The 14597-nt window shown below is 64.4% G+C and carries 12 protein-coding genes; all 12 read right to left on the reverse strand.

Going from position 1 to position 14597, the window contains the following annotated elements; genetic code table 11:
- Position 1 precedes the first annotated feature (1 nt).
- Positions 2-352: a nitrite reductase small subunit NirD gene (nirD, locus tag OU994_RS30390; protein WP_131143700.1), complete on the reverse strand. Its 351-nt coding sequence runs from the start codon at positions 350-352 to the stop codon at positions 2-4.
- 32 nt (positions 353-384) lie between these two features.
- Positions 385-2910: a nitrite reductase large subunit NirB gene (nirB, locus tag OU994_RS30395; protein ID WP_281608934.1), complete on the reverse strand. Its 2526-nt coding sequence runs from the start codon at positions 2908-2910 to the stop codon at positions 385-387.
- Between the two features lie 61 nt (positions 2911-2971).
- Entirely contained in the window at positions 2972-4285 is a 1314-nt protein-coding gene (locus OU994_RS30400; protein ID WP_131143698.1) for an MFS transporter, read from the reverse strand.
- A gap of 328 nt (positions 4286-4613) precedes the next feature.
- On the reverse strand, positions 4614-5762 hold the full coding sequence (locus OU994_RS30405; protein ID WP_281608935.1) for a CmpA/NrtA family ABC transporter substrate-binding protein: 1149 nt from the start codon (positions 5760-5762) through the stop codon (positions 4614-4616).
- A gap of 29 nt (positions 5763-5791) precedes the next feature.
- The gene (locus OU994_RS30410) at positions 5792-6391 is read right to left on the reverse strand and encodes an ANTAR domain-containing response regulator (RefSeq protein WP_281608936.1); all 600 of its coding nucleotides are present in this window, start codon (positions 6389-6391) and stop codon (positions 5792-5794) included.
- Positions 6392-6621: 230 nt separating this feature from the next.
- Positions 6622-7497 (reverse strand): ABC transporter permease, encoded by an 876-nt coding sequence (locus tag OU994_RS30415; RefSeq protein ID WP_281608937.1) that lies wholly within the window; start codon positions 7495-7497, stop codon positions 6622-6624.
- Positions 7494-8330 (reverse strand): ABC transporter ATP-binding protein, encoded by an 837-nt coding sequence (locus tag OU994_RS30420; RefSeq protein WP_281608938.1) that lies wholly within the window; start codon positions 8328-8330, stop codon positions 7494-7496. Before OU994_RS30420 ends, OU994_RS30415 begins: the two co-directional genes overlap by 4 nt.
- A 1-nt stretch (position 8331) precedes the next feature.
- On the reverse strand, positions 8332-9327 hold the full coding sequence (locus OU994_RS30425) for an ABC transporter substrate-binding protein (RefSeq protein ID WP_281608939.1): 996 nt from the start codon (positions 9325-9327) through the stop codon (positions 8332-8334).
- A 208-nt stretch (positions 9328-9535) separates the two neighbouring features.
- Complete coding sequence (locus OU994_RS30430) at positions 9536-10462, reverse strand: TauD/TfdA family dioxygenase (protein WP_281608940.1); 927 nt, start codon at positions 10460-10462, stop codon at positions 9536-9538.
- 142 nt (positions 10463-10604) lie between these two features.
- Positions 10605-12053: a UdgX family uracil-DNA binding protein gene (locus tag OU994_RS30435; RefSeq protein ID WP_373922639.1), complete on the reverse strand. Its 1449-nt coding sequence runs from the start codon at positions 12051-12053 to the stop codon at positions 10605-10607.
- A gap of 326 nt (positions 12054-12379) precedes the next feature.
- Complete coding sequence (locus OU994_RS30440; protein ID WP_281608941.1) at positions 12380-13609, reverse strand: putative DNA modification/repair radical SAM protein; 1230 nt, start codon at positions 13607-13609, stop codon at positions 12380-12382.
- 168 nt (positions 13610-13777) lie between these two features.
- Entirely contained in the window at positions 13778-14446 is a 669-nt protein-coding gene (gene can, locus OU994_RS30445) for a carbonate dehydratase (protein ID WP_131143690.1), read from the reverse strand.
- Positions 14447-14597 lie beyond the last annotated feature (151 nt).

Below are 14597 nucleotides of genomic sequence, written 5' to 3' on the forward strand. Positions count from 1 at the left end.
CTCAAGCCCCGACCCATACCTTGCCGCCCTCGATGCGCGCCGGCCAGGTCGGCACCGAGTTTTCCGGCGCTTCCAGGCATTCGCCCGTCTGCAGGTCGAAATGGTGCTTGTAGATCGGCGAGGCGACGACGATGCGCTCGCCCAGGCTGCCCACCAGGCCGCGCGACAGCACGGACGCTTCCGAATTCGGATCGTAGTTGCCGATCGCGAACACGCGGATGTCGTTCCCCTGGTTCAGGCGGAACACGGCGACCTGCTCGTTGTTCAGCAGGGCGCACACGCCGGTGTTCGGCACGATGTCTTCCACGCCGCAAATCGCGGTCCAGTTGGCGGCTTCGTTGTCACGTTTCATGTTGGCTCCTAGTCAGCTGTTCAAGAGATTGTTCACGCGGCTTTGATGGGGATGACGCGTTTCTTTTCCTGCACGGTAGCGGGCCGGATCTGGCCGCGCTCTTCGATGAACACCACGTTCTCGTCCTTCTTTTCGCTGTTGACGAAATGGCGGAAGCGGGCGCGCGTTTCCGGGTTGTTCACGGCTTCCTTCCACTCGCAAATATAGGTATCGACCACGCGCTGCATGTCGGCTTCCAGTTCGGCGGCCAGTTCGAGCTTGTCGTTGATGACCACGTCCTGCAGGTATTCCAGGCCGCCTTCCAGGTTGTCGCGCCACGTGCTGGTGCGCTGCAGGCGGTCGGCCGTGCGGCTGTAGAACATCAGGAAGCGGTCGACGTACTTGATCAGCGTTTCCTTGTCGAGGTCGGAGGCGAACAGTTCGGCGTGGCGCGGCTTCATGCCGCCGTTGCCGCACACGTACAGGTTCCAGCCCTTTTCGGTGGCGATGATGCCGACGTCCTTGCCCTGCGCCTCGGCGCACTCGCGGGTGCAGCCGGATACGCCGAACTTGATCTTGTGCGGCGTGCGCAGGCCCTTGTAGCGGTTCTCCAGCTCGATGGCCAGGCCGACGCTGTCGTCCACGCCGTAGCGGCACCAGGTGGAACCCACGCACGACTTCACGGTGCGCAGCGACTTGCCGTAGGCGTGGCCGGTCTCGAAGCCGGCGGCGATCAGTTCTTCCCAGATCGACGGCAGTTCGTCGACGCGGGCACCGAACAGGTCGACGCGCTGGCCGCCGGTGATCTTGGTGTACAGGCCGTATTTCTTGGCCACCTGGCCGACGGCGATCAGGCCATCGGGCGTCACTTCGCCGCCCGGCATGCGCGGCACCACCGAGTACGTGCCGTCCTTCTGGATGTTGCCCAGGTAGTAGTCGTTGGTGTCCTGCAGGCTGGCGTGTTCCTTCTTCAGCACGAAATCGTTCCAGCACGTGGCCAGGATCGAGCCGGCCAGCGGCTTGCAAACGTCGCAACCGAGGCCCTTGCCGTGCTGGGCCAGCAGTTCGTCGAAGGTCTTGATATTGCCGGCGCGGATGATGTGGAACAGTTCCTGGCGCGAGTGCGGGAAGTGTTCGCAGACATGGTTGTTGACGTCCATGCCCTGCTTCTTCATCTCGGCCTTCATCACCTGCGTGACCAGCGGCACGCAGCCGCCGCACGAGGTACCGGCGTTGGTGCAGCTCTTCAGCGCGCCGATCGACATGGCGCCATCGGCCACCGCGGCGCAGATCGCGCCCTTGGTCACGTTGTTGCACGAGCAGATCTGCGCGGCGTCCGGCAGCGAATCCACGCCCAGGCCCGGCTTGGCCTTGCCGTCGGACTGCGGCAGGATCAGGAATTCCGGCGATTCCGGCAGTTCGATCCGGTTCAGCATCATCTGCAGCAGCGTGCCGTATTCGCCGGCATCGCCGACCATCACGCCGCCCAGCAGGTACTTGCCGCAATCGGACACGACGATCTTCTTGTAGACCTGCTTGCGCTCGTCGGTGAACTGGTAGCTGCGCGCGCCTTCCACCTTGCCGTGCGGGTCGCCGATGGAGGCCACGTCCACGCCCATCAGTTTCAGCTTGGTGCTCATGTCGGCGCCATTGAATTCGGCCGACTGGCCGGCCAGCTGTTTCGCCACCACGCGGGCCATGTCGTAGCCAGGAGCCACCAGGCCGTAGATCATGCCGTTCCACAGCGCGCATTCGCCGATCGCGAACACGTGCGGATCGGAGGTGCGGCACTGGTTGTCGATCGTGATGCCGCCGCGCGGGCCGATGGCCAGGCCGGCTTCCTTGGCCAGCTGGTCGCGCGGGCGGATCCCGGCACTAAAGACGATCATGTCCACGTCGAGGTGCGTGCCGTCGGCGAACTGCATGCGGTGCGCACCTTCCTCGCCGTCGACGATGGCGGTGGTGTTCTTGCCGGTATGCACCGTGACGCCCAGTTCGGCGATCTTGTTGCGCAGGATGCGGCCACCGCCGTCATCGACCTGCACGGCCATCAGGCGCGGCGCGAATTCGACCACGTGCGTGATCAGGCCCATGTCGCGCAGCGCCTTCGCGCATTCCAGGCCCAGCAGGCCGCCGCCGATGACGACGCCGGTCTTCAGGCGGGCACCCGCTTCGGCCATGCCTTCCAGGTCCTCGATGGTGCGGTAGACGAAGCAGTCCTTGCGGTCGCGGCCATCGATCGGCGGCACGAATGGGTAAGAACCCGTGGCCATCACCAGCTTGTCGTAGGGCAGTACGTCACCGGTGCTGGCGGTGACCGTCTTCGCCGCCAGGTCGATCGACTCGGCGCGTGCGTTCAGGCGCAGCACCATGTCGGAGCGGTCGAAGAAGCCCGGCCTGACCAGGGAAAGATCGTCCGCGCTCTTGCCGCTGAAGAATTCCGACAGGTGCACGCGGTCATAGGCCGGGCGCGGTTCTTCGCACAGCACCGTGACCTGCATGTCGGCGACGGGATTTTCCGCCAGGCTTTCGAGGAATTTGTGGCCAACCATGCCATGACCGATGACGACGATTTTCATGTTTTGCTCCGTGACTCAGTAATCAGTATTCAGTAATCAGCAATTGCGCTTGCTGTTGGGATCAGGCGGCGGCGCGGGCCAGCGCGTGTTCTTCATTGGTGGCGGCCGAGAAGCGCAGCGCGATCGCGCAGACTGCGGAAATCAGCACCAGGAAGCCCAGGATCGACAGCGTCTGCTGCGTGCTGCCCACGCCCTTCATCAGGAAACCGGCGGCGACCGCACCGACATTGCCGCCGGCGCCGATGATGCCGGTGACGCCGCCCAGCGCGCGCTTGTCGATGAACGGCACCAGCGCGTAGGTCGCGCCGCAGGCCATGTGCACGCACATGCCGAAGGACAGCATGGCGAAGATGGCCACCGTGGCGGTATCGGCCTTGGCGAACCAGATCAGGCCGGCGCCTTCGCCCAGCATCAGGATGAACAGCAGCGTGACGCGGGCATTGAGGCTGCCGCGCAGTGCCATCTTGTCGGACACGAAACCGCCCAGGGCACGGGCGAACAGTGCCAGCAGGCCGAAGCTGCCGGCGGCCAGGCCCGCCTGTTTCAGCGACATGTCGAACTGGTCGACGTAGTAGGTGGCCGCCACGTTGTGGATGAACAGTTCCACGCCGAAGCATGCGCCGTAGGTGATGAACAGCAGCCATACGCGGTAGTTCGCGGCGGCCAGCTTGAAGCTGTCCCAGCCGCCTTTTTTACCGCCTTCGATTTCGATGCCGGCCTTGCGCAGCTCGGCGTAGTTGCCTTGCGGGCAGTCCTGCGTGAATTTCCAGTACAGCGCGCCCACGATGATCATCAGCACACCCGGCACGATCAGCGCCAGGCGCCAGCCCATGGTTTCCGACACGCCCAGCATCAGGATCGCGGCCATGATCAGCGGCATGGTCGCTTGCGTGACGCCGCCGCCGGCGTTGCCCCAGCCGGCCGTGGCGGCGTTGGCGGTGCCGACCACGCGCGGGCCGAACATCACCGACGTGTGGTACTGCGTGATGACGAAGCTGGCGCCGATCGCGCCGATCAGCATGCGGAAGAACAGGAAGCTTTCGTAGCTTTGCGAAGCGGCCACGCCGAACACGGGGATCGAGCCGAACACCAGCAGCGCGGTGTGGGCCTTGCGCGGGCCGTAGCGGTCGCACATCGGACCGATGATCATGCGCACCAGGATCGTGATCGCCACCGCGGCGATATTGATGTTGGCGATCTGGCCAGCCGTCAGGCCGAATTCGCCCTTGATGACGGGCATCAGCGGGGCACAGGCGAACCAGGCGAAGAAGCAGGCGAAGAACGCCATCCACGCCAGGTGGAACGCACGCATCTGTGGCGTGGCGAACGAGAAGAGCTTGATGCTGTCAGCTTTGCGGGTCACGTTGCTGGTCATTTTTTCATCCCTGTTATCGGAAGCTACAAGCAAAAAAAAGCGCCCGAGCAGTTCTCGCGGAAACGTGTTTCGTGAAACATGTTTCGTGAGTCTGCCCGGACGCCGTTGTCCTGATGCCGCCCCGCCATTGGGACGACTATGCAATGTTCAGGAGATCGCCTTTGACCTCTTGCCCTGTACTTTGCAAGAGGCGTGCCAGCTTTTCTTCAGAGGCTTTTCAGAGGGGCGCAGGGGCTGCGCGAACCTTGCGGGGCGGGGAGAATGGAAAAAGGCGGGGCGGCATGCAAGCTGGCGGTGCAGTGCCGCCCGCTTATGGTGCAGCGCAATGTCAATTTCGCATGTGGACCGGGAAGGAAGCCGCATAGGCTTCGGGGTCGGTGCCGTCCCAGACGTGGCCGTCGACCAGCGTCGAGCTGCGCAGGACCTCCGACGGTACGGCCACGCCGGCCATTTCAGCCGCTTCGCGATACAGGCGCAGCTGGGTGACCGACTGCGCCACCGCCAGGTAATCCGGATCGGCTTTCAGCAGGCCCCAGCGGCGGAACTGCGTCATGAACCACATGCCGTCCGACAGCCAAGGATAGTTTGCCTGGCCATCCTGGTGGAAGCACATCGGGTGTTCATCCCGCCACGCGTGGCCGGCGCCGTCGTCGTAGCGGCCCAGCATGCGGGGCAGGATCGCCGCCTTGCCGGTATTTATATAAGGTACGGCGGCAATGATCTCGGCGGTGGCACGGCGGTTTTCATCGCTGGCATCGATCCACCTGCCCGCCTCCAGGACGGCCGCGACCAGCGCGCGGCACGTGTTCGGGTGGGCGCGCACGAATTCCAGCGACGCGCCGAGCACCTTTTCCGGATGATCCGGCCAGATCTGCTGGCTGGTCGTGGCGGTGACGCCGACGCCGTCCAGCACCGCCTGGTGACCCCACGGATCGCCGGCGCAGAAGCCGTCCATGTGGCCCTCGACGAGGTTGTAGACCATCTGCGACGGCGGCACGGTGATCGCCCGCACGTCCTTCATCGGGTGGATGCCGTGTGCGGCCAGCCAGTAATACAGCCACATCGCATGGGTACCGGTCGGGAAGGTCTGGGCGAACACGTACTGGCGGCTGTTTTCGTCCACGTTACGCGCCATCAGGGCGGCCAGCGAGGCGCCATCCGTGGCGCCCTGCTCCGCCAGGCGGCGCGACAGCGTGATGGCCTGGCCATTGCGGTTCAGGTTCATCAGCACGGCCATGTCACGCGGCTGGGCGCCGATGCCCAGCTGGGTGCCGTAGACCAGGCCATACAGCGCGTGGGCCGCATCGAGTTCGCCGGTCATCAGCTTGTCGCGCACGCCGGCCCACGAGGTTTCTCGCGACAGCGCGATGCGGATGCCGTGCTTTTCGTCGAAGCCCAGCATGGCCGCCATGACGACCGGCGCGCAGTCGGTCAGCGGGTTGAATCCTATGTTGACGGTTGTCTTTTCGATTTGCATGACTGCTCCAGCGGGGCGGCACTGCGTGCTCAACCCAGCAAGTCCTCCACGTCCAGTATCCGCTGGGCGATCTCGGCCAGCTTCAGTTTCTTGTTCATCGCCATCGTCCGCAGGCGCTGGTAGGCCTGGTCCTCCGTCATGCCGTGGCGGCTCATCAGCAGCCCCTTGGCGCGGTCCACCACCTTGCGCTCGGCCAGTTTGAGCTTGGTGTCCTGCAGTTCGTCCAGCAGCCTCTGCTCCTTGCGGAAGCGCGCCAGCGCCACCGAGAGCACCGGCTTGATGCGTTCCGGCTTCAGGCCGGCCACGATGTAGGCCGATACGCCCGCCTCCATCGCGGCATCCATCGACGACTGCTTGTCGTCCTCGGTAAACATGACGATCGGGCGGCGTTCGTCGCGGGTGGCCACGACGATGTGCTCCAGCACGTCGCGCGCATCCGATTCAGCATCGACGATGATCATGTCCGGCTGCAGCCGGGCGATTTCTTCCGGCAGGTGGAAGTCGGCCGGCAGCGATGCCACCAGGTCGTAGCCCGCTTCCATCAGGCCGGCATGCAGCGCGGCGGCGCGCAACGAAGCGTCGCTTTCGTGGGGAGGGTGAACTAAAACGATGCGGAGATGGCGGCTCATGCCCTATTGCAGAGCAAGAATTGTGCCTGAACGTTGAATAAACTCGTTACGGTCCAGCCCGTGTCAGGGGGGTGTAGCAGGGAATTCGCGAAGCATGCTTCGCGCCTGCGGAACGGTGCGGCCATGCAGGGCCGCACTCCTCTACACGGGAATTCGCGAAGCATGCTTCGCGCCTGCGGAACGGTGCGGCCATGCAGGGCCGCACTCCTTCCAGGCACCCTGACACGGGCTCAGCTATTGGAGCGCATGCCCCAGCGTTGTACCGTCGTGCGCTCCAGGGCGGCGAACAGCAGGTGTTCGACGGCGAGGCCGATCAGGATCACGGCGGCGAGGCCGGCAAATACCTTGTCGGTGTACAGCTCGTTGCGGTTCTGGAAGATGTACCAGCCCAGGCCGCCCTTGCCGGACGAGGCGCCGAACACCAGCTCGGCGGCGATCAGCGTGCGCCATGCGAAAGCCCAGCCGATCTTCAGCCCGGAGACGATTGCCGGCAGCGCGGCGGGTACCAGGATCTGGATGACGAACGGCAGCCCGGCCAGCCCGTAATTGCGGCCCGCCATCCGCAGCGTGGGCGGCACCGACTGGAAGCCGGCATAGGTGCCCAGCGCCAGCGGCCACAGCACCGCATGCACGATGACGAAGACCAGGCTGGCGTTGCCAAGGCCCAGCCACAGCATGGCCAGCGGCAGCAGCGCGATGGCCGGCAGCGGGTTGAACATGGCGACCAGCGTTTCCAGCAGGTCGCGGCCCAGCCGCGTGGACACCGCCAGCGCGGTGAGCACGAAGGCCAGCGCGATGCCGGCGACATAGCCCTGCACCAGCACGGCCAGCGACACTTCCACCTTCTCGATCAATTCGCCGCTGGCGATACCGTCGACGAAGGCGCGCGCCGTCTGCAGGAAGGTGGGCAGCAGCAGGTCGTTGTCCTGCCAGCGCGCGGCCAGTTCCCAGAGCAGCGCCAGCACGGCCAGCACCACGGCCTTGCGCAGCCAGCCCTGCTGCCACAGGCGCTGCGCGGCCGGCAGGGGGCGCTGCAGCGACGCCGGCGCGGCCGGAGCCAGGTCATACTGGAATTCCTGGCGGATGGGCGGTTCGAGCGTGCTCACAGGGCGATCCTTTCCGCTTCCTCCGCCGGCTCGGCCTGGGGTGCCGCGCCGAACAGCAGGTGATGGATGCGCTGCGCGGCGTGCTGGAAGTCGGCGCTGCCGCCACTGTGCAGCCCGAACTGGTGGCTGTTCAATTCGGCGCGCACGCGGCCCGGATGCGGCGACAGCAGCAGGATGCGGTTGCCGACCACGAGGGCCTCCTCGATCGAGTGCGTCACGAAGAGCAGCGTGAACGGCGATTCCTCCCACAGCTTCGTCAGCTCTTCCTGCATGGCGCGCCGCGTGAGGGCGTCGAGCGCGGCGAACGGTTCATCCATCAGCAGCACGGCAGGCTGCATGGCCAGCGCGCGGGCAATCGCCACGCGCTGCTTCATGCCGCCGGACAGCGTGTGCGGATAGGCGTTTTCGAAACGCTCCAGGCCCACCCGGGCAATCCAGTGCCGCGCCCGTTCCCTGGCTTCGGCGCGGCCGCAGCTTTTCGATGCCAGCAGCGGGAACGTGACGTTTTCCAGCACCGTCTTCCACGGCGGCAGCTGGTCGAATTCCTGGAACACGCAGATGCGGTCCGGCCCCGGCTTCGTGATCGGCTTGCCGCCCAGCGTGATCGAGCCGGCCGCCAGCGTGATGAATCCGCCGACCGCCTTCAGCAGCGAGGACTTGCCGCAGCCCGATGGCCCCAGCAGCACGAAGCGGTCGCCGCCGAACACGTCGAAGTCGACATCCTGCGTGGCGCGCACCGCATGGCCACCGCTGCGGTATTCGAGGGTAACGCCGCGGGCGCGCAACAGCGCCTCGGCGGGCGAAGGTGGCCGAACGACCTGCAGCGGTGCCATGTCAGCTCCCCTTCGCCACCAGCGGCTCTTCGAAGAAATAATCGCGCCAGGTCGCCGGCTTGTTCTTCACGGCTCCCACGCGGTGCATGAACTGGGCGATCTTCAGCGTGTTCTGCGGCGCGATGTTGAATTGCACCTCGGGATTCTTGAAGATCTTCACGAGCAGGGCACGGTCGATATTGCTCTTGTTGGCTTTCAGGTAGATGTCGGCCGCGCCTTCCGGGTTCTTCGCCGCGTAGTCGGCCGCCTCGGCAAGCGCCTGCACGAAGGAACGCAGCGTCTTCGGGTTCTCCTTGCGGTATTTCTCGGTGGCGTACAGCAGCGTGGCCGATGCCGGGCCGCCCAGTACGTCATACGATTTCAGGATCACGCGCGCATTCGGGTTCTGCGCCAGCTCCTGTTCCTGGAACGGCGGCGTGGCGAAGTGGCCGCTGATCTCGGTGCCGTTCGAGATGATGGCCGTGGCGGCATCCGGATGCGGCAGTGTCTGCGTGAACTTGTCGAGCCGGGCGAATTCCTTGTCGCCCCATTTCTGCGCCGCGGCCAGCTGCAGGATGCGCGACTGCACGGAGACCGTGACGGCGGGCAGCGCGATGCGGTCGTTCCCGGTGAAGTCCGCGATCGATTTCACTTTCGGGTTGTTGGTGATCAGGTAGTACGGGAAGCTGCCCAGCGATGCCACGCCCTTTACGTTCTGCCGGCCCCGGGTGCGGTCCCAGACGGTGATCAGCGGGCCGACGCCAGCCCCGGCAATATCGATACTGCCTGCCAGCAGCGCATCGTTGATGGCGGCGCCACCCGACAACTGCTTCCATTCGACCTTCACGTCCACGCCATTCTGCTTGCCGTATTTCTCGATGAGCTTTTGCTCCTGGGCGATGTTCAGGATCAGGAACGGCACGCCGAATTGCTGGGCGATGCGGATGGTGCCTTCGGCCTGGGCTCCGGTGGCGAGAACCAGCGCGAGCGCGCCGGCGGCGATATTCAATGCTTTCATCAATTTTCCAGAATGGTTGGTCGGCCACCGCGGCGGCCTGTCACGTGGGTGTGCAGGAACATTTCAAAAAAACCGGTGACAGGCTCCAATTTCGCGGAAACATTTCAAAAGAAATGGTGACTGTCACCGTTTTTGCGGAAACATTTCAAAAGAAATGGTGACTGTCACCGGTTTTAAGAAAAAAGAATCGGAGCCTGTCACCGGTTTTTCAGTAAGGCACGTCGCCTTCGATGGTGGTGCGGTACAGCTTGCGGCGCTGGTCGGCCGGACAGCCGGCGGCCAGGTGCATCAGCGAGCGGTTGTCCCAGAACACCATGTCATGGGGCCGCCATTCGTGGCGGCACACGTGCGCGGGCTTCACGCTATGGGCGAACAGCTCTTTCAGCAGCGCGTCGCTGGCATCCTCGGGAATGCCGACGATGCGCGTGGTGAAATGCTCGCTGACGAACAGCGCCTGCCGCCCCGTTTCGGGGTGCGTGCGCACCACCGGGTGCACCACCGGTTTCACTTCATCGATCTGCGCCTGCGTGAGGTTCGGGCGCCATGGGCTGCGCCGCTGCAGTTCGGCATACTGCTTCAGGTAGCTGTGCTCGGCCCTGGCGTAGCGGATCTCGCGCTTCACTGCCTCCGGCAGCGTGTCGTAGGCCAGGTGCATGTTGGCGAACAGCGTGTCGCCGCCTTTGGCCGGCAGCTCCTGTGCATGCAGCATCGAGCCCAGGCTGGGCCTTTCCTTGTAGGACAGGTCGGAATGCCAGAAATGGCCGGCGTCGCCCAGGCCGACCGGCTTGCCGTCTTCGACGATATTCGAAACGACGAGGACTTCCGGGTGCCCCGCCAGCTGGAAATTTCTCAGCACATGGATTTGCAAGGGCCCGAACAGGCGGGAAAAATTCACCTGCTGTTGCGGCGTGATGCGTTGGTCCCGGAACACCAGCACGTGGTGCTCCAGGTGGGCGGCATGCAGCTGCAACAAGGCCTTGCGGGAGAGCGGCTGTGCCAGGTCGAGGCCAATCACTTCAGCGCCAAGGGGACCTTCGAACGGGCGAATGTGCAGCGATGCTTCACGTGAAGTTTCTGCATTTACCGCGGCATTCTTGACAGCACTTGGTACTGCGGCACTCAGGACTGCGGACATGTGATGCGCTCCAGCTGACGGGGTCGGAAGCTCGTCCGGCACCGCGCTTTCCACGGCCACGGCACCAGTCGAGTGAAGCCAGTCTATGCCGCGCGCATCATGATGAAAACGAATGCTTTTTGATATCGATATGCGGTTTGCATCAGCCGGGCGTCGCGCCGCCGGCCAGTTGCTGCGCCGTTTTCAGCGCCTCCACGATCGCCGCGAATGCCGCCTGGCGCGACTCGCGGTCGGGCACCCGCAACGCATACGCGGGGTGGTAGGTGACGACGACCCAGCGCCCTTCGTGCTCGAACGGCGCGCCCATGTAATCCTTCATCGTCACGCTGCCGGTCTGCAGGACCGATTTCAACGCGGTGCTGCCGAGCGCCACCAGCACGTCCGGCGCGACCGTTTCAAGTTCCGTCTCGAGCCAGTAGCGGCAGGCCATCACTTCCTTTTGCGCGGGCGTCTTGTGCAGACGGCGCTTGCCGCGCGGCTCCCACTTGAAGTGCTTGACGGCGTTGGTGACATACACGGTGCGCCGGTCCAGGCCCGCTGCATCCATCGCCTTGTCCAGCAGGTCGCCGGCCGGGCCGACGAAAGGCTTGCCGGCCAGGTCTTCCTGGTCGCCGGGCTGCTCGCCCACCAGCATGATCTTCGCGCGCCGCGCGCCCTGCCCGGCCACGGCCTGCGTGGCGTTCTGCCACAGGTCGCAGCGGCGGCACTCGTCCAGCGAACTGGGTTGCTGGCGCTCGGGCGCCGCCTTTTCCGGGGCGATGGGAATCGTGGTGCCGCCGCGCTTGCCGACGGTATCGAGCTGCCCCACCTTGCGGGCACCGGCGGCGGCCTGCGTGACCATGTGCGGCACCACGGCCGCTTCGGGCAGGTTCTTCCAGAACCGCTGGCGGATGTGGTTGTGCATGATGTCCGCATTCAGGCGGGCCGGATTGAAGATGCTGCGGTAGTAGGTGAGCCACAGGGATTCGCCGGCATCGTCGAAGTCCGCCGCGCTGCGCGCCAAAGCCTCGCCTGTGTGAAGGGTGGCGCCATCCCACAGCACGGTGGCGTCGGGCGTGGCGATCATCCAGCTGGTCTTGCCCATGCGTTTCGCGAAGTGCTGCGCGACCTGGGGCAACACGTCGTGCGCGGGCTCGAACCAGGCAACGAAACGCGGCGCCCCCGCTTCTTCGGGACGCTCGCGAAAGCGCAGGTAGGCATGCATGTCGTGTTCTTCGTGCCGCACCGCGCGGACCATGCCGGCAAGGCGTGCACCGTCTTCATCCGCCATCGAAATGACCTCGTGTTCGCCAGCGTGCCAGCGCCACAGCACGCGGTAAAGGAAGGCCCAGCGGTCGTGGGCGCGATAGCAGGCGGCGCCTTGCAGCATCTCCATCAGTCTGCGGGAGATACGCGGCTGCGCACCGGCTGGAAGATTCAGGGGCGGCGGGTCCGATCGCTCATCGGGGTTATGAGTTTCCTCACTGGCCAACTTACTTGCTGATTCAATTGCCGACTCGGTTACTGCCTTGCTGCGTACTTCAGTTGCTACTACGCTTGCTACTTCAGTTGCCACTTCACTTGCTACTTCAGTTGCTACTTCAGTTGCCACTTCACTTGCTACTTCAGTTGCTACTTCACTTGCCACTTCACTTGCTACTTCAGTTGCCACTTCACTTGCTACTTCAGTTGCTACCTTGCTGCGTACTTCAACTTCATCGACTACTTTGCTACCCGAGTCATTCAGCATACCTACAGCCATTGGAGGCATTGCACTCAGCAGGTCTCCGCCGCCTTCCTGCAAAACCCATTGTACGTATTCGGGCGGAATGCGGCGCACGATCAGGGCCCGCGCGGCGGCGCGCCATTCGCCGAACGAAGTGACCACCACCGGCTGGCCGGACAGCACGCGTGCCACCACATCCACCTGGCCGCCTGTCATGCGGCCTGCAGTTCCGGGAACAATGCCATCTGCTGCGGCACGTCGGCCATGGCCCGGCGCAGCGTATCGGACGACGTGGTATCGCGCGCCGGCCGGTAGTCGGCGGTGACGATGAATGGCGCCACTTTCTTCATGCTGCAGCGCAGGCGCGCAAGGTCGGCCCAGCGCACTTGCCGCATGCGGCGCAGCTCGACGATGCGCTGCGCATTGCGGATACCGATGCCGGGGATGCGCGCGATCATCTGCGGCTCGGCGCGGTTCAGGTCCATCGGGAAGTGTTCGCGGTGCGCCAGTGCCCAGGCCAGCTTCGGGTCGATGTCGAGCGACAGGTTGCCCGACGCGGGCAGCAGTTCCTTCGCCTGGAAGCCGTAGCTGCGCAACAGGAAGTCCGCCTGGTACAGCCGGTGCTCGCGCAGCAGCGGCGGCGGCGCCAGCGGCACGCTCTTCGGGCTTTCCGGGATCGGGCTGAAGGCGCTGTAGTAGACGCGCTTGAGCTTGTAGCTGCCGTACAGCGTTTCCGCCGTGGTGAGGATGCGCGCGTCGTCGCTCGCATCGGCGCCCACGATCATCTGCGTGCTCTGCCCCGCCGGCGCGAATGCCGGCGCGCGTGGCTCCGCTTCCTTCTCGTCCAGCTTCAGGCGGATATTGCCCATCGCCAGCTTGATGGTGTGGACGTTTTTCTCGGGCGCCAGTTTCTGTACGCTGTCCTGCGTGGGCAGTTCGATGTTGACGGACAGCCGGTCGGCATAGCGGCCGGCCGCCTCGATCAGCGCCGGGTCGGCATCGGGAATCGTCTTCAGGTGGATGTAGCCGCGAAACTGGTGCACTTCACGCAGCTCGCGCGCGACGGCGACCAGCTGTTCCATCGTGTAGTCGGCGGACTGGATGATGCCGGAGCTGAGGAACAGGCCGTCGATGTAGTTGCGCAGGTAGAAGTCGACGGTGAGCTTGACCACTTCCTGCACGGTGAAGCGGGCGCGCGGCACGTTCGATGTGCGGCGGTTGACGCAGTACTGGCAATCGTAAACGCAGAAATTGGTCAGCAGGATCTTCAGCAGCGACACGCAGCGGCCATCCGGCGTATAGCTGTGGCAGATGCCCATGCCGTTGGTGGCACCCAGGCCATCCTTGCCCTCCGACGAACGCTTCGGCGCACCACTGCTGGCGCACGATGCATCGTATTTCGCCGCATCGGCCAGGATTTCAAGTTTGTCGTTCAGCTCCATGATCGGCACCCAACTGTACAGATATACAGTATACCGAAGTCCTGTTCAGGACACCGTACGGGCGTGCCAAAAAGCGGGTCAGGCGCGGTTCAAGGTTCAGGAACCAAAAAATAGGGACGGTCCGGTGCTCCGGTCCGTCCCTGATTTGCCTTGGTGCTTTGCGGCGCGTTACGCGGCGCTGTAGTTGTTGGACAGCCGGTCTTTCAGCTTTTCCTGCAGTTCGGAGAATTGCGTGATCGTCATGCCCAGATCGTGCAGGTGCCCGTCGTTGATGCCGTAGACCCAGCCATGCACGGTCACCTGCTGGCCGCGGTCCCACGCGTCGCGCAGGATGGTGGTGGAACTGACGTTGACGACCTGCTCGACCACGTTCAGCTCGACCAGCTTTTCGCTGCGCACGCGTTCGTCGAGCACGGTGCCGAGGTAGCGTTCATGTTTCTGGCTCACATCCGCCACATGGCGCAGCCAGTTGTCGACCAGGCCCACGCGGGCGCCGGTCAGCGCGGCGTGCACGCCCTTGCAGCCATAGTGGCCCACGATGATCACGTGCTTCACCTTCAGCACTTCGATCGCGAACTGCAGCACGGAGAGGCAGTTCAGGTCGGAGTGGACGACGACGTTGGCGATGTTACGGTGCACGAACACATCGCCCGGCAGCAGGCCAAGCAGTTCGTTGGCGGGCACGCGGCTGTCGGAACAGCCGATCCACAGGTATTCGGGAGAAGCCTGGTTGGCCAGGCGCTGGAAGAATTCCGGGTCGCGCGCGACCATCGAATCGGCCCAGCGGCGGTTGTTGTTCAGCAGTTCCCGCAGGTCGGAGGGCTTGGTATCGTTCATGATGCTCCTTTCAGACGTGACAAGGCCGCCGGTTGCAGGCCTCACAACGCGGCGGCCGTAGATACAAATGCCAGTTTACCCGATTAATGCCCGGTCGGCCGAACGTACTTTTTTGGTAGCGGTCCCGAGATTTGTTCTACTTACGTGCGTC

It is taken from the genome of Pseudoduganella sp. SL102, assembly GCF_027856995.1.
GTDB classification, from domain to species: domain Bacteria; phylum Pseudomonadota; class Gammaproteobacteria; order Burkholderiales; family Burkholderiaceae_D; genus Rugamonas; species Rugamonas albidiflava.